General features: G+C 69.3%; 23 protein-coding genes and 6 pseudogenes. 12 read left to right on the forward strand and 17 right to left on the reverse strand.

The features are described 5' to 3' along the window. Positions 1-18 precede the first annotated feature (18 nt). Positions 19-1,047: an SDR family oxidoreductase gene (locus tag QUY26_RS36495; RefSeq protein WP_289954374.1), complete on the forward strand. Its 1,029-nt coding sequence runs from the start codon at positions 19-21 to the stop codon at positions 1,045-1,047. A gap of 216 nt (positions 1,048-1,263) precedes the next feature. Here the strand turns inward: QUY26_RS36495 and QUY26_RS36500 are convergent, their stop codons facing one another. After that, positions 1,264-1,680 (reverse strand): CBS domain-containing protein, encoded by a 417-nt coding sequence (locus tag QUY26_RS36500; protein WP_289954377.1) that lies wholly within the window; start codon positions 1,678-1,680, stop codon positions 1,264-1,266. Between the two features lie 445 nt (positions 1,681-2,125). Between QUY26_RS36500 and QUY26_RS36505 the strand changes: the two genes are divergently transcribed. Beyond that, the gene (locus QUY26_RS36505) at positions 2,126-4,228 is read left to right on the forward strand and encodes a catalase (protein ID WP_289954378.1); all 2,103 of its coding nucleotides are present in this window, start codon (positions 2,126-2,128) and stop codon (positions 4,226-4,228) included. 82 nt (positions 4,229-4,310) lie between these two features. Here the strand turns inward: QUY26_RS36505 and QUY26_RS36510 are convergent. From QUY26_RS36510 to QUY26_RS36540, 7 genes and pseudogenes are all read right to left on the reverse strand, one after another. Then, positions 4,311-4,442 (reverse strand): annotated as a pseudogene (locus QUY26_RS36510) (GNAT family N-acetyltransferase); the annotation flags it as partial. A gap of 129 nt (positions 4,443-4,571) precedes the next feature. Then, positions 4,572-4,772: pseudogene (locus QUY26_RS36515) on the reverse strand (LysE family translocator); the annotation flags it as partial. A gap of 15 nt (positions 4,773-4,787) precedes the next feature. Then, on the reverse strand, positions 4,788-5,582 hold the full coding sequence (locus tag QUY26_RS36520) for a SigB/SigF/SigG family RNA polymerase sigma factor (RefSeq protein ID WP_289954381.1): 795 nt from the start codon (positions 5,580-5,582) through the stop codon (positions 4,788-4,790). Between the two features lie 166 nt (positions 5,583-5,748). Further along, positions 5,749-6,414, reverse strand: a complete 666-nt coding sequence (locus QUY26_RS36525; protein ID WP_289954382.1) for an HAD family hydrolase — start codon at positions 6,412-6,414, stop codon at positions 5,749-5,751. Positions 6,415-6,749: 335 nt separating this feature from the next. Beyond that, positions 6,750-6,905 carry a DUF6131 family protein gene (locus tag QUY26_RS36530; protein WP_289954385.1) on the reverse strand — a complete coding sequence of 52 codons (156 nt, stop codon included), beginning with the start codon at positions 6,903-6,905 and terminating at the stop codon, positions 6,750-6,752. A 32-nt stretch (positions 6,906-6,937) separates the two neighbouring features. Further along, positions 6,938-7,288: a hypothetical protein gene (locus QUY26_RS41245; RefSeq protein WP_436840463.1), complete on the reverse strand. Its 351-nt coding sequence runs from the start codon at positions 7,286-7,288 to the stop codon at positions 6,938-6,940. Between the two features lie 194 nt (positions 7,289-7,482). After that, positions 7,483-7,653 carry a hypothetical protein gene (locus QUY26_RS36540; protein ID WP_289954387.1) on the reverse strand — a complete coding sequence of 57 codons (171 nt, stop codon included), beginning with the start codon at positions 7,651-7,653 and terminating at the stop codon, positions 7,483-7,485. Between the two features lie 300 nt (positions 7,654-7,953). Between QUY26_RS36540 and QUY26_RS36545 the strand changes: the two are divergent. Both QUY26_RS36545 and QUY26_RS36550 read left to right on the forward strand, forming a co-directional pair. Continuing rightward, positions 7,954-8,088, forward strand: a pseudogene (locus QUY26_RS36545) (CBS domain-containing protein); the annotation flags it as partial. Positions 8,089-8,292: 204 nt separating this feature from the next. Then, positions 8,293-8,853, forward strand: a complete 561-nt coding sequence (locus QUY26_RS36550; RefSeq protein ID WP_289956347.1) for a hemerythrin domain-containing protein — start codon at positions 8,293-8,295, stop codon at positions 8,851-8,853. A gap of 139 nt (positions 8,854-8,992) precedes the next feature. On the opposite strand, the gene QUY26_RS36555 is transcribed toward QUY26_RS36550, so the two are convergent. Next, a complete protein-coding gene (locus tag QUY26_RS36555) occupies positions 8,993-9,235 on the reverse strand; it encodes a DUF6479 family protein (protein WP_289954388.1) in 243 nt (80 codons plus the stop codon). 161 nt (positions 9,236-9,396) lie between these two features. On the opposite strand from QUY26_RS36555, the gene QUY26_RS36560 reads away from it, so the two are divergent. Both QUY26_RS36560 and QUY26_RS36565 read left to right on the forward strand, forming a co-directional pair. Beyond that, positions 9,397-9,624 (forward strand): DUF5133 domain-containing protein, encoded by a 228-nt coding sequence (locus tag QUY26_RS36560; RefSeq protein ID WP_289954390.1) that lies wholly within the window; start codon positions 9,397-9,399, stop codon positions 9,622-9,624. A 116-nt stretch (positions 9,625-9,740) separates the two neighbouring features. Beyond that, positions 9,741-10,142: a VOC family protein gene (locus tag QUY26_RS36565; protein WP_289954392.1), complete on the forward strand. Its 402-nt coding sequence runs from the start codon at positions 9,741-9,743 to the stop codon at positions 10,140-10,142. 194 nt (positions 10,143-10,336) lie between these two features. Here the strand turns inward: QUY26_RS36565 and QUY26_RS36570 are convergent, their stop codons facing one another. From QUY26_RS36570 to QUY26_RS36580, 3 genes are all read right to left on the reverse strand, one after another. After that, positions 10,337-10,780, reverse strand: a complete 444-nt coding sequence (locus tag QUY26_RS36570; RefSeq protein WP_289954395.1) for a DUF2267 domain-containing protein — start codon at positions 10,778-10,780, stop codon at positions 10,337-10,339. Between the two features lie 71 nt (positions 10,781-10,851). After that, on the reverse strand, positions 10,852-11,247 hold the full coding sequence (locus tag QUY26_RS36575) for a DUF2267 domain-containing protein (protein WP_289954397.1): 396 nt from the start codon (positions 11,245-11,247) through the stop codon (positions 10,852-10,854). 102 nt (positions 11,248-11,349) lie between these two features. Further along, on the reverse strand, positions 11,350-11,781 hold the full coding sequence (locus QUY26_RS36580) for an Hsp20/alpha crystallin family protein (protein WP_289954399.1): 432 nt from the start codon (positions 11,779-11,781) through the stop codon (positions 11,350-11,352). A gap of 129 nt (positions 11,782-11,910) precedes the next feature. Here QUY26_RS36580 and QUY26_RS36585 point away from each other — a divergent pair, with 129 nt between their 5' ends. The 3 genes from QUY26_RS36585 (at position 11,911) to QUY26_RS36595 (ending at position 13,973) form a co-directional block, all read left to right on the forward strand. Continuing rightward, positions 11,911-12,540: a type III effector protein gene (locus QUY26_RS36585; RefSeq protein WP_289954401.1), complete on the forward strand. Its 630-nt coding sequence runs from the start codon at positions 11,911-11,913 to the stop codon at positions 12,538-12,540. A gap of 194 nt (positions 12,541-12,734) precedes the next feature. After that, positions 12,735-13,118 (forward strand): hypothetical protein, encoded by a 384-nt coding sequence (locus QUY26_RS36590; RefSeq protein ID WP_289954404.1) that lies wholly within the window; start codon positions 12,735-12,737, stop codon positions 13,116-13,118. Between the two features lie 105 nt (positions 13,119-13,223). Continuing rightward, the gene (locus QUY26_RS36595; protein ID WP_289954406.1) at positions 13,224-13,973 is read left to right on the forward strand and encodes a hypothetical protein; all 750 of its coding nucleotides are present in this window, start codon (positions 13,224-13,226) and stop codon (positions 13,971-13,973) included. Between the two features lie 103 nt (positions 13,974-14,076). Here QUY26_RS36595 and QUY26_RS41250 read toward each other — a convergent pair. After that, a pseudogene (locus QUY26_RS41250) lies at positions 14,077-14,244 on the reverse strand (IS701 family transposase); the annotation flags it as partial. On the opposite strand from QUY26_RS41250, the pseudogene QUY26_RS36600 reads away from it, so the two are divergent. Together QUY26_RS36600 and QUY26_RS36605 are read left to right on the forward strand one after the other, a co-directional pair. After that, positions 14,242-14,367: pseudogene (locus QUY26_RS36600) on the forward strand (IS5/IS1182 family transposase); the annotation flags it as partial. The pseudogenes QUY26_RS41250 and QUY26_RS36600 overlap by 3 nt on opposite strands. A 670-nt stretch (positions 14,368-15,037) precedes the next feature. Next, positions 15,038-15,583 (forward strand): hypothetical protein, encoded by a 546-nt coding sequence (locus QUY26_RS36605; protein ID WP_289954410.1) that lies wholly within the window; start codon positions 15,038-15,040, stop codon positions 15,581-15,583. Between the two features lie 79 nt (positions 15,584-15,662). Here the strand turns inward: QUY26_RS36605 and QUY26_RS36610 are convergent, their stop codons facing one another. The 4 genes and pseudogenes from QUY26_RS36610 to QUY26_RS36625 form a co-directional block, all read right to left on the reverse strand. Further along, positions 15,663-15,971 (reverse strand): transcriptional regulator, encoded by a 309-nt coding sequence (locus QUY26_RS36610; protein WP_289954412.1) that lies wholly within the window; start codon positions 15,969-15,971, stop codon positions 15,663-15,665. A gap of 2 nt (positions 15,972-15,973) precedes the next feature. Beyond that, complete coding sequence (locus tag QUY26_RS36615) at positions 15,974-16,387, reverse strand: hypothetical protein (RefSeq protein ID WP_289954415.1); 414 nt, start codon at positions 16,385-16,387, stop codon at positions 15,974-15,976. Between the two features lie 168 nt (positions 16,388-16,555). Continuing rightward, positions 16,556-17,243, reverse strand: a pseudogene (locus tag QUY26_RS36620) (IS5 family transposase); the annotation flags it as partial. 264 nt (positions 17,244-17,507) lie between these two features. Next, positions 17,508-17,771 (reverse strand): GlsB/YeaQ/YmgE family stress response membrane protein, encoded by a 264-nt coding sequence (locus QUY26_RS36625; protein ID WP_289954418.1) that lies wholly within the window; start codon positions 17,769-17,771, stop codon positions 17,508-17,510. 286 nt (positions 17,772-18,057) lie between these two features. Here QUY26_RS36625 and QUY26_RS36630 point away from each other — a divergent pair, with 286 nt between their 5' ends. Continuing rightward, the gene (locus tag QUY26_RS36630; RefSeq protein WP_289954421.1) at positions 18,058-19,524 is read left to right on the forward strand and encodes an aminotransferase class I/II-fold pyridoxal phosphate-dependent enzyme; all 1,467 of its coding nucleotides are present in this window, start codon (positions 18,058-18,060) and stop codon (positions 19,522-19,524) included. Positions 19,525-19,658 lie beyond the last annotated feature (134 nt).

Genomic DNA, 19,658 nt, shown 5'->3' on the forward strand with positions numbered 1-19,658 from the left:
CGAGAGAGGAATTCGGCAATGCCGCAGACCGTGGTCATCACGGGCGCGAGCGCCGGGGTCGGCCGGGCCACCGCCCGCCTCTTCGGCGCCCGAGGGGCCCGCATCGCCTTGCTGGCCCGCGGAAGGGCGGGCCTGGCAGCAGCCGTCACCGACGTCGAGGAAGCCGGCGGCAGCGCCCTCGCGCTGCCCTGCGACGTGGCCGACCACCGCCAGGTCGAGGCCGCGGCCCAGCTGGCGGAAGAGGCCTTCGGGCCCATCGACATCTGGGTCAACGCGGCCTTCACGTCGGTGTTCGCACCGTTCACCGACATCACGCCGCAGGAGTACGAGCGCGTCACCCAGGTCACGTATCTCGGATTCGTCAACGGCACCCGGGCCGCACTCCAGCGGATGCTGCCCCGTGACCGGGGAACCATCGTGCAGATCGGCTCGGCGCTCGGCGAGCGGGCCATCCCGCTGCAGTCGGCCTACTGCGGCGCCAAGCACGCCGTCAACGGCTTCACCTCGGCGGTGCGCACCGAACTCCTGCACCAGCACAGCCGGGTGAGCCTGACGGTGGTGCACCTGCCCGCCGTCAACACTCCGCAGTTCTCCTGGGTGCGCTCCCGGCTGCCCGAACATCCGCAGCCGGTGCCGCCGATCCATCAGCCCGAAGTCGCCGCCCGCGCCATCGTGTACGCGGCGGATCATCCCGGCCGCAAGCAGTACTACGTGGGCGCCTCCACGCTCGCGACCCTGTGGGCCAACCGCCTGGCGCCCGCCCTGCTCGACCGCTATCTGGCCCGCACCGGATTCGACGCCCAGCAGACCGGCGCAGCCCACGAGCCGGCCGCCGACGGCAACCTCTGGGAGCCGGCGGACGAGGAAGACGGTCGCGACCACGGCGCCCACGGGGCCTTCGACGACCGCGCGGCCGGCCACTCCCCGCAGGCGGCACTCGCCCGCCACCCCGCCCGCACCACCGCGGTCATCCTCGCGGCAGCCGCGGGCGGCGCGGCCGTCCTCGGACGGTGGGGACGGTTGCGCCTTCGGACGGGCCGACGATGAGCACACTGCCCGCACCGGCTCCCCGCCCGAGCGCTTGAGCAGAGACCGAGCGCTTGAGCAGAGACGCGGCCCCGACGCACCTGTGTCCCCGACGCACCTGTGTCGGACGCGCCTGTGTCGTCGTCGGACGCGCCTGTGTCGTCTTCCCTTCACGCAGGGCCGCTTACGGGGCTGGACGGACAACGCCCCTGGACGCTCTGCGTCGTCGATCGGCCGTCACTCGCTGGAGAGGGCGTCCAGCAGGTCGCCGACCTGGGGGTCGGGCAGCGCACGGGCGACGTCTGCCTGGGCGACGATGCCGACCAGGCGGTGCTTGTCGATGACGGGGAGACGGCGCACCTTGTGCGTGGTCATGGTGCGCAGGATCTCCTCGACGCTGTCGTCCGCGCCGACGGTGACCACTTCGCCCTGGGAGAGGTCACCGGCGGTGGCCTTCCCGGGGTCCTGGCCGGCGCCGAGTACCTTGATGACGATGTCGCGGTCGGTGACCATGCCTTTGAGGCGGTCGTCGCGCCCGCAGATCGGCAGGGCGCCGACCCCCAGTTCGGCCATCTTCCGGGCGGCCTGCAGCACACTTTCCTGTTCGCCGATGCATTCGGCGCCAGGCGTCATGATCTCTCGTGCGGTGGTCACGTTGTTCCTCCCGTCGTGGGTGTGGTCTCGCGCCCCGGGCAAGTACCCCGCAGGCCCACGGCAAACCGGCCCTCGGGCTCGCGCTTCCACGAAACGGGGACCGTGGTCCGCAGACGGTTTTGTGAGGGTTCTCGGGGATACCCGGCCAGCTGTCCGTTGTCCGCAGCAGTCGAGATGAGCGACCTGATGGACCACTCCCGGGCCCCTGTCCTGGCCCCAGGGGAAGCAGCGGGACCCAGGGAAGGTGGCTCTGCTCGACCGAGTCCGACGCGCCGCAGGATCACATCCCGTCCGTGACAGCGGGGCCCGACGCCGCCATCACGCGCCGCAGACCGGACGGCCTCGGGGTGCTCTGCGCGGCGTTCGTCCCGAGGTTGTTCCGCGCGGCGTTCACCCCCGAATGCGCCACCACCCAGACCACCGGAATCGAAGCAAGGAGTCCCCGATGACGTCCCAGGACCGCAAACAGTCCCAGCGCGACGCCTACCGGGCCGCCGACCCGGCAGACGGCCCGCTCACCACGGACCAAGGGGTCGCAGTCGGCCATACCGACGACTCGCTGACCGCAGGGGAACGCGGCCCGACTCTCCTGGAGGACTTCCACTTCCGTGAGAAGATCACCCGCTTCGACCATGAGCGGATTCCCGAGCGGGTGGTGCACGCGCGCGGTGCGGGCGCGTACGGATTCTTCGAACCGTACGCATCCTGCGCGGAGTTCACCCGCGCCGCCTTCCTCCAGGACCCCTCGGTGCGCACTCCGGTCTTCGTCCGCTTCTCCACCGTGCAGGGTCCGCGTGGCTCCGCCGACACCGTGCGCGACGTCCGCGGTTTCGCGACCAAGTTCTACACCGCGGAGGGCAATTACGACCTGGTGGGCAACAACTTTCCCGTCTTCTTCATCCAGGACGGGATCAAGTTCCCCGACTTCGTCCACGCCCTCAAGCCCGAACCGCACAATGAGATTCCCACCGGCGCCTCCGCGCACGACACACTGTGGGACTTCGTCTCCCTCCAGCCGGAGACGCTGCACGCCATCATGTGGCTGATGTCGGACCGCGCCATCCCGCGCAGCTACCGCATGATGCAGGGCTTCGGTGTGCACACCTTCCGCTTCGTGGACGCGACCGGGCGCGGCACGTTCGTGAAGTTCCACTGGAAGCCGAAGCTGGGCGCGCACTCACTGGTGTGGGACGAAGCCCAGGAGTGCCAGGGCCGCGACCCGGACTTCAACCGCCGCGACCTGTGGCAGGCGATCGAGAACGGAGAATTCCCCGAATGGGAACTGGGCGTACAACTGGTCGCTGAGGAGGACGAGTTCGCCTTCCCCTACGACCTGCTGGACGCCACGAAGATCATCCCTGAGGAGCAGGTGCCGGTCCGCCCCATCGGCCGGATGGTGCTCGACCGCAACCCCGACAACTTCTTCGCCGAGACCGAGCAGGTCGCCTTCCACACCGCCAACCTCGTTCCCGGCATCGACTTCACCAACGACCCGCTGCTCCAGGCCCGGAACTTCTCCTACCTGGACACCCAGCTGATGCGCCTCGGCGGCCCCAACTTCGCCCAGATCCCCGTCAACCAGCCCGTCGCCCCGGTCCGCAGCAATCAGCGCGACGGCTTCCACCAGCACGCGATCCACACCGGCACCAGCTACACGCCCAACTCCCTGGGCGGCGGCTGCCCGGCACTCGCCGGCGCCGAGCAAGGTGCCTTCACCCACCTCACCGAACGCGTCGAAGGCGCCAAGATCCGCCGCCGCAGCCCCGGCTTCACCGACCACCACAGCCAGGCCGCGCTCTTCTGGCACAGCATGGCCGACTGGGAGCGGCGGCACATCGTCGACGCGTTCCGCTTCGAGCTGGGCAAGGTGGCGGCCCGGCAGGTCAGGCGGCGCACCGTCGCCGAACTGGCGCATGTGGACCACGCGCTGGCCGCTGCGGTCGCCGAGGGGATCGGCGTGCCCGTACCCGAACGCGACCCGGCCGCGGTCGAGCGCAAGGCGTCCTCTCCCGCCCTCTCGTTGGAGAGCCTGCGCGGGGACGGCTCCATTCGCACCCGGCAGGTCGCCGTACTGGTGGGCGAGGGCGTGGACGCTGCCCAACTCGACGCCGTGCGCGTGGAGTTGGAGGAACAGGGAGCGGTGGTGGAAGCCCTCGCCGCCACGGACGGCAAGGTGACGGCAGCCGACGGGAACCAGTACACCGTGGACCGCGCGCTGCCCACCGTCGCCTCGGTCCTCTACGACGCGGTCCTGATACCGGGCGGACCGGCTCGTCCGGCGCCGTGGCCCGACGCGGCGTACCTGCGCTTCCTGCGAGACGCCTACCGGCATGGAAAACCCATCGGCGCACTCGGCTCCGGCGTCGGCGCGCTCAGCCGGCTGGACCTGCGGGGACTGCGGATCGCCTCCGAGCCCGGACGGCCCGTCAGTGACCACGGAGTGGTCACTGACACCTCCACCGGACCGGACGCCCGGGAGTTCACCCGAGCCCTGGCCGGGGCCATGGCCGCCCACCGGCACTGGAGCCGCCCACCGCTACAGCGCTGAGGCCTGCCTGACAATTGATCTCGTGGCAGGTCGACGTGAGTCGGCAGGTGGTCGATGAGGTTCCGCGGCGGTTGCGGACCGGGGTGTGCGCCGGAGCGACCCCGTCCCGCGGCCGCTGCCGTACTCGCCGCCCGTCGTACCGCCCGAGCCGCTCCTGGTCCGCCCACAGCACCACGGCCCGCAGCTCGGCCACCGGCTCGACGCCCGGCCTCAGCGATGCTCTGCCGCCAGCCGGGCCGCGAGGCCCAGCATGGCCACGACCGCCCGTACCCCAGCCACACCAGAGCCACACCAGGTGGGCCACACCGCACCACTTGACGGCGTTGAACGCCACCTCGGACGCGGCGAGCACGGCTCCGACGCCCGCCGCGACCGCCGCCACCATCACCGCGAAAGCGGAGAAACGGCCGAGCGACGCGCTGACAGCAGGAGCCAGGCCGTGACGTAGCCCCTTGCGCAGCGTCAGAAGCTGATTCGCTCCGGGTGCAGCGGCCAGCAGCAGTGCCGAAGGAACGAACGTCGTCCACTCCACACCGGTGATCACGACGCTACGAGCGCGTCACGCGGCTCGCCGGTTCGCCGATGCGCCGTCGGCGTGGTGGCGGACCTGCGCGCAACTGCGGGTGATCAGGCGGGACACGTGCATCTGGGAGATGCCCATCCGCTCGGCGATGCGGGACTGGGTCATGTCCTCGAAGAAGCGGAGGTACAGGATGGTGCGTTCGCGTTCGGGGAGGTGCCTCAGGCCGTCCTTGGCGGCTTCGCGGTCGAGGGCGAGGTCGTAGCCGGGCTCGTGCGAGCCGAGGGTGTCGGACAGGCTGAACCCGTCGTCGGACGCGCCGACCTCGGCGTCCAGGGACAGTGCGCTGTAGCTCTCCAGGGCCTCAAGGCCGGTACGGACGTCGGCGAGGGTCAGCCCGGCTCCCGCGGCGATCTCCTCGATGCTGGGTTCGGTGGTGCGGCCGGGCCGGTCCATCAGCTCGCGGCGTGTGCTGCGGACCTTGTTGCGCAGGTCCTGCACGCGCCGGGGGACGTGCAGGTCCCAGGAGTGGTCGCGGAAGTGGCGGCGCAGTTCGCCGGTGATGGTCGGCACGGCGTACGGCTCGAACGGGCCGCGCACGGGCTCGTACCGGTCGACGGCTTTGACCAGGCCCACCGCCGCGACCTGGCGCAGGTCCTCCTGGTTCTCGCCCTTGTTGCGGAAGCGTCCCGCGATGCGGTGGGCCATCGGCAGCCAGGCCTCGACCAGCTCCGTGCTCAACAGGTCGTGTTCCGGGCCCGGCGAGGTCCTGGCGAGCCGTGCGAAGGTCTGCTGGGTGTCAGGGGCTTCGTCGTGCGTGCGGCGAGTCGCCATCAGGGGGTCCTCCTCAAGACGTGCTGACAACGAGGTGACCGCGAGAAGCGAGTGGACCGGCGTCCGGGCACACTGCTCCCGCAGCTGCGCCTGTGGTCCCAAGCACTCCATTCCGCTTGCCCTGCCTTCCGGCGAGCAAACAGCGCGGGTTCGGGCGGCGGATACCTCAGCCTCGTCCGAACGCGCTGCTGCTGAGGTTGTTCAGCAGGTCGGCCGTGTCGGTGTAGACCTCCTGAGCTCCTGCCTCCTCCAGTCTCGTTCGGCACACTCCGCCGCTCAGTACGGCGACGGGAAGGACGCCCGCGCGTCGCCCCGCCCGCATGTCCCAGACCGTGTCGCCGACGAAGACGCTGCCCTGGGCCCGTGCTCCCACCAGGTCCAGGGCGTGGTGGATCGGGTCGGGGGCCGGTTTGCCCGCGTCCACGTCGTCGGCGCTCGCGGTCGCGCTGATCGCCTCGTCCGCGTCGATCGCCGTCCTGAGCGCCGTGAGTTCGGGGCCGCTCGCCGATGTGGCCAGTACGACGGGCCAGCCGTCCGCGTGCAGTCGCCGCAGGAGGTCGCGGGCGCCGTCGAAGGGGGCGAGGCGCTCGTGCCAGGTGCCGTAGAGGGCCTTGTGAACGGTGCTGATGGCGGAGTCCTCGTCCTGGTCCCGGCCCTCGCCGAGGAGGTGCTCCAGGAGGTCGGTGGAGCCGAGGCCGATGGCGCCGTGCACCGACGTCATGGCGACACGATGTCCTGCCTGGCGCAACGCCTCCCACCAGCAGACGGTGTGCAGGTGGTTGGTGTCCACAAGAGTGCCGTCCACGTCGAAGACGGCAGCACGTTCACTCACGGTGTGTCTCCTTGCAGCTGTGTGTCGTAGTCGGCCGGGGGAAGGCCGCAGCGCACTGGCACGCTGATGTCAGCGGGTGAGAGGCCGGTCACCGAGGCGGCCTTCCAGGAAGCCGGTGGCGCTCACGCCGACGCGACGTCACAGTCCGAGGAAAGGCTCGGCGCGCAGAGGGCCGTCGACGACCTCGTCCGCCCGGGTGCGGGGCCCGTGCCGCGGCGGCGCAGGCCCAGTCGACGACAGCCCGGCTGGACGGCCGCCTGGAGCGGGAGCGCGGTGTCGGCGGTCCGGGTGCCCCCTGACCGCCGTGGTGAATCGCTTCGCCATGCCGCTTTACGTCACCAGTAGTGCCGTCGGCCGCGGAATGCGTGTCCCATGCCGCCGAGAATCCACAGCACGACGCCGACCGCGACCAGGATGATCCCGATGGTCCACAGAATGCCGATGCCGACCACCAAACCGACGATCAGCAGGATTAGGCCGAGAACAATCACGACGCCTCCTAGTAACCAGAAGGCCCCTGATATCAGTTTCCTCCCGCACGTGTGCTCCGTGCAAACTCCGGCGAGGGGGAGCTCGGGAGTCGTGGGCCGTCGTGCGGGAGAACGGTCTGGCGCCGGCCTTCGGCGCCGCTTTCCTGTTGGCCCTGGCCGATTATCTGGCTGTGCGGGTCGAGCAGGGTGCCGTCCGCGTCCCGGTGGCGGGCCACCACGGAGAGCGCGGTGGGGGTGCCGTCCGGGTGGTCCTGCGCGGTCGCCGACACCGGGGCGCGTTCCCGCTCGGCCCGCACGAGGCTGCCGATGCGTGCTTCCTGGCGTTTGCGGGCGGCCCGGACGTGCCGGGGGCCCGCGGTGGCGAAGCCGTCGACCATCGCCACCAGGTCGTCAACTGTCTGCCGAACGGCGTCCGCCCTGTCCGGCGGCGCCACTACTGACGCAACCCGTGCGCCCGTTGAGACGGCGTTGCTGCCGCCCGCGGAGACGTGGGGGAGGGTATGTCCGGGGCACCGGCAAGGGCCTCGCCGGTGGACGGGATCTCGTGCGGCAGCCCGCCGGGACGGCACCAGCGGGGCTACCGGTCCTCCCGGCCGCCCTTGCCACGACTTGCTGCGCGCGCCTCGTGGTCCGGTCGCTGCTTCTGTCGCTGTCCTTCTGCTCGTAGCCGCTCGTCGCCCAGCGCGATGCCGTCAGCCTCCTTCTTGCGGCCCAGCACCCGCGTGAGTGCTGCCTTCAGCCTGCCCATGCGTTGCCACCTCTCCCTTCCGGCCGACCAGGTCGATCCGGTCGGCGTGTGTAGCCCCCGGGTTCCCGAGCGGGGGCCTTCCACACGCGGGCTCCTGCCGAAGCCCGCTGTTGCCATCAGGCTCCCCCTGCCGGGCGGAGTCGGGGATTCCGATGGTGCGAATGGAGCACATAGCCCCGGGTACCCGGGGCGTCGGAACCTGACGAAGGAGAACGAAGAAGAACGAAAAGGGGCGAAAGGAGATGAAAAGGGACGAATAAAGATGAAGGGGGACGCGTGGCTCAGCGAGTACGCGACGTCATGACCGGCGCACCGGTGGCCGTCGAACCGCTCGCTTCCGTAAGGGAAGTGGCCCGACTCATGCGCGATCAAGACCTCGGGGCCGTCCTGGTGACGGAGGGGGACGAGCTGCGTGGGCTGGTCAGCGATCGGGACCTGGTGGTCCGGGTGCTCGGCGAAGGCGCCGCCCCGGAGAAGACAACGGTCGTCAGTGTGTGCAGCGAGGAAGTCGTCACCGTCGGCTCGGACGAGCCCCTGGGGCTGGTCGTGGAAGCGACCGGGTCGAGCAAGCGCGTCACACCGGACTGTGACAGCGAAACAGCGAAACAGCGAAACAGTGACACCGAAGGGAGCCCTCACATGGGGCACGGCGGAAATGTGATCACGGAACTCACCATCGACCACCGCGAGGTCGAAGAGCTCTTCGCGAGGATCGAATCCCAGCCGGTGGGCGACGAGCAGCGCCGGAAGCTGGCCGACGAACTGACCATCGAGCTGGTACGCCACTCCGTCGCCGAGGAAGTGCATCTGTACCCGGCGGTGCGCGAGCACGTTCCGGACGGGGACGAGATCGCGGACAAGGAGATCGCGGACCACGCGAGGGTGGAACAGCTCCTCAAGGATCTGGAAGGCCTCGATGCGACGGAGCCGGATTTCGACCACCTGGTGGCCCGGTTGAAACTCGAAGTGAGCGAGCACGTCCGCGACGAGGAGGCCCGGCTGTTCCCGCTGCTCGCCGCGGCCTGGACCCCGAAGGGCCTGGACGAACTGGGAGAAAAGGTCCGCTCCGCGAAAAACACGGCCCCCACGCGTCCGCACCCCGCCGGACCGTCCACGCCGCCCGGCAACAAACTGCTGGGCCCTGGCCTGGGACTGGTGGACCGGGCCCGCGACCTGCTCACCGGCCGCGGCCAGAGCTGACGGCGGGCTTCGCGAGGTCCAGCTCGTGCACCTCGTGCAATTCGTGCTGTTCGTGCGGCCGACGTCGAATTCGGCGTCGGCCCCACGAACGGCGGTGACGCCGCCGAGGTGCTCACGCCCTGCCGCTCATGACCTCCGGTCAGCGGTGGGGGTTGCCCTGGTCGGGGTCGTCGTCGGGGGTCTGCCAGGTGTCACCGCGCTGGGTCTCTGCGCCGGGTGGCCTGCCGCCGTGGGCAGGTGTGCTGCGGGTGCGGCGGGCGGCGCGGCGGCGGCCCGCGACGAACATGGCGAGGAGGCCGAGGACCACGACGATGCCGACGATGATGAGGGCCAGCGAGGTGCTGCCGGAGGCAGCCAGGACGGAGTGACTGTGTGGGTGCATTGAGGTGGTGTACCCGAAAGCCGGCGGATATCGCAGAGCCAGACAGGTGAGAATCCTGGAGCTGGATATCGTCCCCTCGTCACGGAGCGTGCGCGCGCGAAGTGGGGGTACAGGGGTGGCGGCACAGTTCGCCGCCGCGCGAGACAACCGAAGGAGTCACCATGCTGATGGCGCACCCCGCTGTTCTGGCCAACCTCGTCGAGCAGTACGACACCCTGCGTGTCCTGCAAGCGGAGAACGGCACCGAAGACGTGCGGAAGCGCATGGACGACATCGCCTACACGCTGTGCGTGAGCACCGGCACCCGGGACATCGACGCGGCCCTCGTCGCGGCGCGGCATCGGCTGCCGGGGACGAACGTCGAGGACGACTCCCTCCTCGCCTCCTGAGGCGGCTCGCACAGAGCGGATGCCCGACGCCGTGGGGTCGGGCCACGGTGCTTGCACGCGGTTCCGGTTTGTCGAGTGCCGCCTTGGACACTCGATGCACGAGCGAAGGAGGCGGCATGGGACTGATCACCGAGGGCACGATCGTGCTGGACTGCTCGAATCCTGAGGAACTCGCCCAGTTCTACCTGAAGTTGCTCAACGCCGAGCAGTGCCCGGACACCAGTGGCAGCCGCATCGACATCCAGGCGCCCAGCGGGCTACGCATGGGGTTCCGTCTTGATCTCAACGCCACCCCGCCCAGCTGGCCCAGGCCCGAGGATTCGCTCCAGGCCCATGTCGACTTCCTCGTCGACTCCGGAGACCTCGATGAGGTCGAACGGCACATCGTGGGCCTGGGCGGTACCCCGATCGAAGCGTCGGGCCGTGGTGGGCCCACGGAGACACGTCTGTTCTCGGACCCGGCAGGCCACTCCTTCACGGTCCGTGCGTCCCAGCGGCACGGACCGAAGGTCGACTGACGATCGCGGGGGCCGCACATTCCCCGGGCGATGCGAACCTGCGAAGCGCTCCCGCTCGTACCGATGATCGGCCGGCGTGGCCCGGACGGTGACCGGCAAGGGGAAGTCCCCGATCGCGCGGATCGGGGACTTCCCCTATACGGGGACCGGGTCGGCGGGAGCGGGGCGGGCTTCTGTTGGGGCCGCGTGCCCGCTCACGCCGCCGGGGCGAGTTCGGCGCGGCCGAACAGCAGGGCGTAGCCGTTGGGAAGCTGGTGCAGGATGCGGGTGATCAGGTCGGGGGAGGCGTGTGCTGTGACGGCGGCGAAGACGGAGCCGGTGTCCCAGCGGGTGGTGGCCAGGGAGGCGCCGGAGCGGGCGGCGAGGTCCTTGACGAAGGCCCAGCCGGTCAGCGGCTCGGTGTCGGGGATCTGTGCGGTCAGGACGCGTGCGGCCTCCAGGGGCAGGCAGGCGGCCAGATCGACGCGTTCGTCGCCGGTCAGCTGACGCCCGAGCCCTCCCAGGACGAGGCGGACGGCTTCCTCGGCCCTCTCCCGGGTGGGATAGGCACCCTCGTAGCGGACTTTCTCCAGCATCTGCTCGTACGCCGTCCCGTACGGCTGCTGGTGCCCTTGAGGTGCGCGTACGTCGGTGATCACTGCGGTGCATGCCTTTCATCGGAGCCGGGACGGGGTGGCGCCCGGGGGCGTGGCACCACCCCAGGTCTTGGTCAGGTGGGTTGTGGGCGGCCGAAGAGGAGGTCGTAGCCGGCGGGGAGCTGGAGCAGGATCTGCCCCATCAGGTCCTCGCCGGCGGTGTCGGCGACCGTGGACAGGACGGCGCTGACGTCCCAGGTCGCGGTGTGCTCGGTGGCGCCCTCGATCCAGGCCGCGGTCGCGCGGACGAACCGTTCGGGGGACAGCGGTTCGGCGCTCTGCAGCGGGTTGAGCAGGATCAGGGCGAAGCCCTCCGGCAGGCGTGCGGCGAGCTTGGCTCGGACCTCGCCGACCAGGTGCGCGCCGAGCAGGGCGAGGACCACGCGGGCCGCCCGCTCCGCTTCCTGCACGGTGTCGTACTCACCGCGTTCTCTCACGTGGTCGAGGAACGCTTCGCGTCGCAGAGCCATCTCGGCCGCCCCTTTCCTGTTCGGACTGTCCAGGGGTGCGGAGGACGGGTGCTGAGGGGGAGATCAGGTGCCTGCCCTCCGCGCCGGTCCGGCTGACTGCAGTCAGCCGGAGATCTCCTTGCGGTCGGAGCCGACGCCGATGGAGATCTTGCGGGGCTTGGCGCGCTCGGCGATCGGGATGCGCAGGGTGAGCACGCCCGCGTCGTAGTCGGCCTGGATGTGCTCGGTGTCGAGGGTGTCGGCGAGCACGATCTGGCGGGAGAAGACGCCCAGCGGCCGCTCGGACAGCTCCATCTGCACTTCGTCGGCCTTCGCCACCGGGCGCCGCTCGGCCTTGACGGTGAGCATGTTCCGCTCCACATCGATGTCGATCGCATCCGCGGCGACACCGGGGAGGTCGAAGGCCACCACGTACTCGTCGCCCTCGCGGTAGGCGTCCATCGGCATCGCCGACGGCTTCGACCAGGTGCCCGGGCCCATCAGCTGCTGCGCCAGGCGGTCCAGCTCACGGAAGGGGTCAGTGCGCATCAACATCGTGAAACACCTCCAGCGGGTTGTCGGCAGTTGCTGCCAATGCGCTGCACTGACACCGTTGTAACATGTCATCCAATGGATGACAAACATGATGTCGTCGATGTGATGACACAAGCGAGGGAGGTGCCCGTGACCACAGCAGATCAGCCGTCCACCACCAGCACCGACGCCCAGAGCCCGGCGTCGTTCCTCGCCGCCGCGGCGGCGCTCCACACCATCAACGACGCCCTGCGCACAGCTCAGCACGAGACCCCTGGTGGCCCCGGCGCCGAGCCGGGTGCGGAGCAGGCCCTGGCCTCCCTGATGCTGCTGCGGCAGGTGCGCGAACAGCTCGCCGGATGGGAGACCGGCCTGATCGAAACCGCCCGCGACGCGGGCGCCAGCTGGGCCGACCTCGCCCAGCCCCTCGGCGTCACCAGCCGTCAGGCCGCCGAGCGCCGCTACCTGCGCGGCCGCCCCGGCCCCGCCGGAACCACCGGCGAACAGCGCGTCACCGCCACCCGCCAGGCCCGGGCCGCCAAGCGCACCACCGCCACGTGGGCCCGCCACAACGCCGCCGACCTGCGCCGCCTCGCGGGCCAGATCACCGCCCTCACCGACCTGCCCGCCGCCGCCCGCCGCCCGCTCAGCGAGCTGCACGCGGCTCTCGCCCACAACGACCCCGCCGACCTCATCGCCCCCCTGACCGCCACCCGCCCCCACCTGGCCGCCACCCACCCCGACCTCGCCGCTCAACTCGACAGCCTCACTCCCCCCTGACCCCGCCCGGTGCACCGCAGCACCGTCCAGGTCGGCCTCCGCCCCCGGGCGTACGAGGTGTGGTCGGAGACCGACGGGGGCGGCCTGCGGTGAGGCCGCGATGGCGCTTCCGGTACCACGTGCTGGAACAGCTCCCATGACTCGTCCGGCACCAGCCATCTACATGGTCGAGGTGCTTCCGGGGAAGCCGTGGCGTGCGGTACGCCGATTCGCTGGCCATGTCGCCGCCGGATTTCGACCCGCTGGCCGACGCACTGGCCGCACCGCCGACGCTGATCGACTCGATACTGGACGAACTGACCACAGAGGCCCTAGAACGGCATCAGCCCACCGTGGTGCTGTTGTCGGTGCCCTTCCCCGGTGCGGTCTACGCCGCGTTCCGTATCGCGCAGTCCATCAAGCGTCGCCGCCCCGACCCGCCGGTGTGCCTCGGCGGCGGCTACGTCAACACCGAGCTGCGGGAACTGGCCGAGCCGCGAGTGTTCGACTACGTCGACTTCGTCACCCTGGACGACGGTGAGCGCACCGCTGACCGTCTGGTGCGCACCTTCGTACGCGAAGACGGCGCCGTCCGCTAACACGCCTGGCCGGAACCGGATGTCCCCTTCGCCGAGACGGGCACGCCGACCTGGGACGGCCTCCCCCTGCGCAGCTACCCGTCGCTGCTCGACACGCTCAACCCCATGCACCGGCTGTGGAGCGACGGACACTGGAACGAACTGACCATCGCCCACGGCTGCTACTGGAAGAAATGCAGCTTCTGCGATGTCTCGCTCGACTGCATCTCGCGGTACGAAACCGCGACGGCCGAGCTCCTCGTCGACCGTATGGAAGCCGAAGCCGTCGTCGCGGAAACCGGCCAGACCGGCTTCCACTTCGTGACGAAGCGGCACCGCCCAAGATGCTCAGGGCCATGGCTGAGGAACTGCTGCGTCGGCAGGTCGCCATTACCTGGTGGGGCAACATCCGTTTCGAGAAGTCCTTCACTCCGGAACTGGCACAGCTCCTCGCCGAATCTGGACGCATCGCCATTTTCCGGCGGTCTTGAAGTGGCACCCGACCGCCTGCTGAAAATGACGAAGGGCGTATCCGTTGCTCAAGCGGCGCGGGTGGCAAGGGGGTTCACGGACGCCGGTATTCTCGTGCACGCCCATCTGATGTACGGCTTCCCGACCCAGACCGTGCAGGACACCGTGGACGCGCTGGACTACGTGCGCCAGCTCTTCGAGGCCGACTGCATCCAGTCCGGCTTCTTCCACCGCTTCACCGCCACCGTGCAGTCACCGGTCGGCCAGAACCCGCAGGAGTACGGCATCACCCTCCTGCCGTCACCCGAGGGGGCCTTCGCCAAGAACGACGTGGGCTTCCACGACCCGACGGGCACCGATCACGACGCCATGGGCGCAGCGCTTGAGAAGGCGCTGTACAACTAGTACTCCAGTCAGAAATCGTTGCCTGAGCTGGTTCTTCTTCGGTAGTGGCAGTGCCGTGCTGTGGCCTGATGGTGTCTGCGCCAGTGGGACCAGTTCGGGGCGTGTGTGATGGTGCCGCCTCGGGGCTCGGGGCGGGGAAGCAGTACGTCCAGGAGCCGCCGGACCTCTGCCACGGTGAGGTGGATGGTGTTGGTGATGTCGTTTCTGCTGCCCCCTTTTCGGCGGCCTGGGCCGCGAGGACGGCCAGGAAAGCGCGGGCGAGCATGGCCAGGAGCGCAACACCGTCGAGCGGTGCATCAACAAGCTCACGCAATGGCGCGGCCTGGCCACCCGCTACGACAAGACCGACACCGCCGGACTCCACCTCGCCGCCATCATCTGGTCAGCACGGTGACCCGCAGGAAACGATCTAGCTGTCTTGCGGCACTTGCTGCCGCTCTGCCTCACCTGGATTGCTGCGACGCCCGGGTCTTCGCGACGGTGGCGTGAAACGGCGTCCGTAAGGCGACCACCAGGCGCGGTCTTCACGCCCGATGCCACTGTCTGCAAACCTCCCGGGCCGAGCGCCCGGTGCCCGCCTGGGCGCGGTTCATCCGAACGGAGCCTGCATCAGCGCCGCCCGTTGCCACAGCTGGCGTCCGAGGCCGATTCGGAGCCGGAGGACCGTGGAGGCGTTGTGCCGTGTCGTCCCCCGCGCGACTTCTACGGACCGGGTGCTCGAGCGGTCAATACGTCGTGCCGTCAGACAGGCATTACGTATTGAGCAGTTGCGGAGGCGCGAGCTCAACCCGTGTAGCAAGCAAGGGGCTTAGGTCCTCTGTTTCTCAAATTGCCTCAGGATAGGGCGAGATACCCCTGGTGATGTGAGTTCCCTCACCTTGGCGTGATTTGAAACAGGGTCACCTGAGGGATACGGTTCGTAATGCCCGCTCGGAGGTTCTGACCAAACCATCGAGGGCTCAACGCAAGAAGCAGGGGGGAACCAGGCGAAGCCGAAAGGTTTCGCAGGCCGTTGGCTTCGTCGGGCTCCACCCCTGCGCGCTATCACGCAAAGGGAAGTGTACGTGAACCGTATGCGTCTTCGGACCGCTTTCGTGTCCACTGTCTGTGCCGCCGCCGTCGGTGTTTCCGGTATCGGTATCGCCAACGCTGCTGCTCCTCGGGATGCTCGCCCAACGGCCGCCGTATCCACGGACGGCGTCACGGAACAGCAGCTCGACGAACTCGCGGGCTACCTTGAGGCGATATTCGACGGCAAGATCTACGATGCCGAGGGCATCTTCGACTACGACAAGACCCGTGCCGAGTACGGCGCGGACCTCGCCGATGCCCTGGCCGAAGAGTTCGCGGGCCTGAACAAGTCGGAATCCAAGCGCGTCAAGCGCAGCTATGCCTCCTGCGTCCTCAGGGGCGTTGGCCTGGGCGGCCTCGTGGGCTCCAGTACCGCCATCGTGAATGCCATCAAGGGCAAGCACTGGAAGCAGGCGGCCAAGCTGATCACCAAGGAAGCCGCTAAGCGGGGAATCAAGATTGGCGTGAAGGGCGGTGTCGTCGGCCTCGCGTCCGCGCTGGGCGGCTATGCCGTCTGGTGTGCGATGCCGTGGAGCTAGCCTCCGACTGGCCGCGGGTGTAGTGGCATAACCGCGCGGAAGCCGGGTGGATGGGCACATGCAGCCATCCACCCGGCTTTCAGGGAATGTCGCTTTGCACGACCAGGCGAAGGTGCGCGAGGTATTCCTCGAACCGCTCACGTCCGGACTCCGAGAGCCGGACCTGTGTCACCGGCCGACGCCGCTCACGCAGCTTTGCGATCTCCACCAGCTCATCCTTCTCCAGGATGCCCAGCTGGCGCGACAACTCGGCGGCGGACAGGTCCAGCGCCTCGCGCAGGTCGGCGAAGGTCACCTGCTGAACATGGCGCAGAGTGCCGAGAATCGCCAAGCGAACGGGGGAGTGCATCACCGTCACGAGGCGCGTGCGTGGGTGCTCGCTCGCCATGCTCAGCGCCTCCACCGCAGCACGAGGTAGATCAGGAAGCCGGCGGTCGGCAGCGCCGCTGCGGTCAGTGCCGCCGCCAGAGGCGCTGGGCTGTCCCAGAGAATCTTGGACCCCGGGGCGCCGAGCATCACGGTGGCGAAGACCAACGTCGCGTTCTCCGCCGTGGAGTGCGGCCTGCGGCGTGTGGCGCTCAGATGGAACCAGTACCACCCCATCATCAGTGCCACGGCCGCCAGGAGAGTCAGAACACCCAGTGCGGCTGGGGTGCTGTGGGTGCTGGCGACGGCCAATCCGGACAGCAAGGCGGCGGCAGAGGCCACCCCCAGGACGCGCTCACCGGCCCCGGCGGGCTTGTTCAGTTTGGGGGCTCCATCGATGAACCCCAGCTGGCCGGCCGCATCAAGCTCTCGCTCCAAGACTGATCCCTCCTGCGGAACGCTTCCTTTCAGTTACGAGACTCGCATCTAGTTTCTGAAATGGCAACTAGATAGTGCCGTCCGACCCCACCCGTGGCACGCCGCTTTCGCAGGGCGAGGCAGGGCCTGGCCGGCCCTCCGCCCGCTTCCGGCAGGACGGCCTGAAGGCGGCGGCCGGCCGCCGCGACTGCCCAGCCGGTGACGGTTCACGGTCTGGTCCGCGGGCCGCGGACGACTGCCCGGATTGCGCGGTGCCGAAGATGCCGGCGGATCGCCCGGGACGAATACGCCTTGTCCGCGAGGACAACAGCCGGTGCAGTCCGAGGCCTGCCTGCCGGCCGGGGTACTCGGATCCGGGCCATGACCTGCTCGAATGCGGGTGCGTCGCCAGCCTGCCCAGGCGTGATGACGCATGCGAGCGGCCGGCAGAGGCCGTCGGCCGCGCGGTGGATCTTGGTGGTCAGTCCGCCGCGGGACCGTCCGAGGGCATGGTCGTCCGGTTCGTCAGCCGGCGCCCCTTGTGACGGGTCCCGGCGGCGTGCTGGTGAGCCCGGACGATGGTGGAGTCGACCGCGACGACCCAGTCGAGGTCGCTGTCGGCGTCGGCTTGGGCGAACAGGGCGGTGAAGACCTTCTCCCAGGTGCCCTCGGCGGCCCACATCCGCAGCCGGTTGTGGGCGCCCTTCCAGGAACCGAAGTGCTCGGGCAGGTCCATCCACGGCGTCCCGGTGCGGTACTTCTTGAACGCGATCGCGTCGATCACCTGCCGGTGATCCCGCCACCGCCCGCCCCGCCGAGACATCCGGTCGGGCAGCAACGGCTCAATGTGCGTCCACGGGGCATCAGTCAACGACACACATCAACCAACGATCAGATGATCCTCAGGAAGCGGCCTACATGCACGGCATCGTCCTCGACGAGGATGTGCGCCGCCGGTTCCGGGCCGAGTACCGCGCTCGACCGTGCCCAGGCACGTCGTCGCACGGGCGCCGGCCGCGCGCGGATGAACTGAGGTCCTCGGCGCGGGGTGTGGGCCAGACTTCACCGCCTGGTCCTCGATGAACCGGGATCCCGGGGCGAGCTGGACTGGTCCCGGTGCGCGAAGAGATGCCTCGTGATGTCAGCGTCGCCCTTTGAGGCGATCGAGGCCCGCGACACCCACGGCGGCGAGAGCGACCTGGATGATGATTTCGATCCAGTCGACGCCCTTGGTATCGGCGACGCCGACGGCACCGGCGATCGCGGTGCCGACCAGGGCGGCGGCGATGCCGACGGCGAGGGTCCACAGGATGCCGATGTGCTGACGGCCCGGGAGGACGAGGCGGCCCAGGACTCCGATCACTGTGCCGATCACGATGGCGGTGATGATCCCTGAGATCTCCATGTGTCTGCCTTCCGTGAGTCGATGTGAGCTGCCAGCGCTCCAGGTGCCCCGCCACGGCCCGAGCATGCTTGCGCGTATCGGGTGGACATCGTGCCGTGGGGACCGGGCCGGTCCTTGTCCGCTCTGCCCACGGCGTCGTCTGAGCCCCTCAGGAGGGCGAGGGCGCCGCAGTCAGCAGGCTGTTGTCTCGCCCGACGTCATCGAGGTCGCGCAGGCGTCCTCGATGCCGGGGGAGGGCGGCTCGGCTGCCTGTTAAAGGTGCTGTGAGCTGGGGAACCCAGTCGGTATGTCGCTGGATCATTCGCGAGCCCCCGTGCTGGAAGCTGTCGACGCCTACCATCGGCGGGGCGTGCTGTCGTTCTCGCCGCCGGGGCACAAGCAGGGACTGGGAGTGGACCCTGCCGTCCGGCTCCTGCTGGGGGAGTCGGTCTTCCAGCACGACCTGCTGGCAACAGGCGGTCTGGACGACCGGCGGACGCGGGGCGGCTACCTTGAGGAAGCCGAGCAATTGATGGCCGATGCCGTCCACGCCGACCACACGTTCTTCACCACGTGCGGTAGTTCCCTTTCGGTCAAGGCGGCCATGCTGGCGGTGGCCGGCCCGGAACAGCAGCTGTTGATCGGGCGGGACGCCCACAAATCGGTGGTGGCGGCGCTGATCCTTTCGGGGATCGAGCCCGTGTGGGTGGAGCCGCGCTGGGACGAGGAGCGCCATCTGGCTCACCCTCCCTCCGCGCAGGAGTACGCGGATGCTTTCGCAGCCCACCCCGGCGCCAGGGGTGCTGTGGTGACCAGCCCCACGCCGTACGGAAGCAGCGCGGACCTGCGTGGCATCGCCGAGGTGTGTCACGGGCGGGGCCGCCCGCTCATCGTGGACGAGGCATGGGGCGCCCATCTGCCGTTTCACTCGGACCTGCCCACATGGGCGATGGACGCGGGCGCGGATGTCTGCGTGACGAGCATTCACAAAATGGGCAGTGGCCTGGAACAGGGGTCGGTCTTCCACCTGCAGGGAGACCTCGTCAAGGCCGAGGTCCTGAAGAACCGAGCGGACCTCCTGGGAACCACGAGCCCTTCCGTGCTCATCTACGCGGCCCTGGACGGCTGGCGCCGGCAGATGGCGCTGAACGGCCATGCGCTGATCAGCCACGCGCTGAAGACCGCAGGCGAACTCCGCGCGGGCATCGAGGAAATCGAGGGCCTGCACGTCAACGATGCGCGTGACTTCTGCGGACCCGGGCTTGCCGACGGCTTCGACCCCCTCCCGGTCGTCGTCGACCTTTCTGCCCGCGACGTGTCGGGGTACCGGGTGGCGGACTGGCTGCGCGAGCGGCGCTCCATCAGTGTGCACCTGGCCGACCACCGGCGTATCAATGTCCAGATCACGCACGCCGACGGTGCCGCCACCACAAGGCCCCTGCTGGAGGCGCTGCGTGCGGTCGTCCGCGCGGCGGCGGACTGGGACGAGGAGCCGCAGGTGGCGGTGCCCTCTGCGGCGGGTCTGCGGATGGAGCAGGCATGTCTGCCGCGCGACGCCTTCTTCGCCGCCACGGAAGACGTGCCGCTCAGCGCTGCTCCAGGTCGCGTCGCGGCGGAGATGGTGACGCCGTACCCGCCGGGCATTCCGGCGATCCTGCCCGGCGAACGGCTGACGGAGCCTGTCCTTGCCTACCTGCGGACTGGTGTGAAAGCCGGTATGCATCTGCCGGACGCCGCTGACCCTGAATTCCGCACCGTCCGCGTGGTCAAGTGAGCGGTGTGCATCGTGTGAGTGGTGTGCGTCGTGAAATCGCCGATCATGGGTCTGACGTGAGTGACGATTCGGGTACTCGTGCCGGTCGGCGGCTCATGACCATGCCGTAGATCAGGCTCATGACATTGCCGTAG

This window comes from Streptomyces flavofungini, assembly GCF_030388665.1.
Taxonomy (GTDB): Bacteria; Actinomycetota; Actinomycetes; order Streptomycetales; family Streptomycetaceae; genus Streptomyces; species Streptomyces flavofungini_A.

Excerpts from the sequence above, each read along its gene's own strand:
- QUY26_RS36495 (WP_289954374.1), top strand. The coding sequence starts at position 19 with ATGCCGCAGACCGTGGTCATCACGGGCGCGAGCGCCGGGGTCGGCCGG.
- QUY26_RS36505 (WP_289954378.1), top strand. The coding sequence starts at position 2,126 with ATGACGTCCCAGGACCGCAAACAGTCCCAGCGCGACGCCTACCGGGCC.
- QUY26_RS36520 (WP_289954381.1), bottom strand. The coding sequence starts at position 5,582 with ATGGCGACTCGCCGCACGCACGACGAAGCCCCTGACACCCAGCAGACC.
- QUY26_RS36540 (WP_289954387.1), bottom strand. The coding sequence starts at position 7,653 with ATGGGCAGGCTGAAGGCAGCACTCACGCGGGTGCTGGGCCGCAAGAAG.
- QUY26_RS36550 (WP_289956347.1), top strand. The coding sequence starts at position 8,293 with ATGGGGCACGGCGGAAATGTGATCACGGAACTCACCATCGACCACCGC.
- QUY26_RS36555 (WP_289954388.1), bottom strand. The coding sequence starts at position 9,235 with ATGCACCCACACAGTCACTCCGTCCTGGCTGCCTCCGGCAGCACCTCG.
- QUY26_RS36560 (WP_289954390.1), top strand. The coding sequence starts at position 9,397 with ATGCTGATGGCGCACCCCGCTGTTCTGGCCAACCTCGTCGAGCAGTAC.
- QUY26_RS36565 (WP_289954392.1), top strand. The coding sequence starts at position 9,741 with ATGGGACTGATCACCGAGGGCACGATCGTGCTGGACTGCTCGAATCCT.
- QUY26_RS36575 (WP_289954397.1), bottom strand. The coding sequence starts at position 11,247 with ATGGCTCTGCGACGCGAAGCGTTCCTCGACCACGTGAGAGAACGCGGT.
- QUY26_RS36580 (WP_289954399.1), bottom strand. The coding sequence starts at position 11,781 with ATGTTGATGCGCACTGACCCCTTCCGTGAGCTGGACCGCCTGGCGCAG.
- QUY26_RS36595 (WP_289954406.1), top strand. The coding sequence starts at position 13,224 with ATGCACCGGCTGTGGAGCGACGGACACTGGAACGAACTGACCATCGCC.
- QUY26_RS36610 (WP_289954412.1), bottom strand. The coding sequence starts at position 15,971 with ATGGCGAGCGAGCACCCACGCACGCGCCTCGTGACGGTGATGCACTCC.
- QUY26_RS36625 (WP_289954418.1), bottom strand. The coding sequence starts at position 17,771 with ATGGAGATCTCAGGGATCATCACCGCCATCGTGATCGGCACAGTGATC.
- QUY26_RS36630 (WP_289954421.1), top strand. The coding sequence starts at position 18,058 with ATGTCGCTGGATCATTCGCGAGCCCCCGTGCTGGAAGCTGTCGACGCC.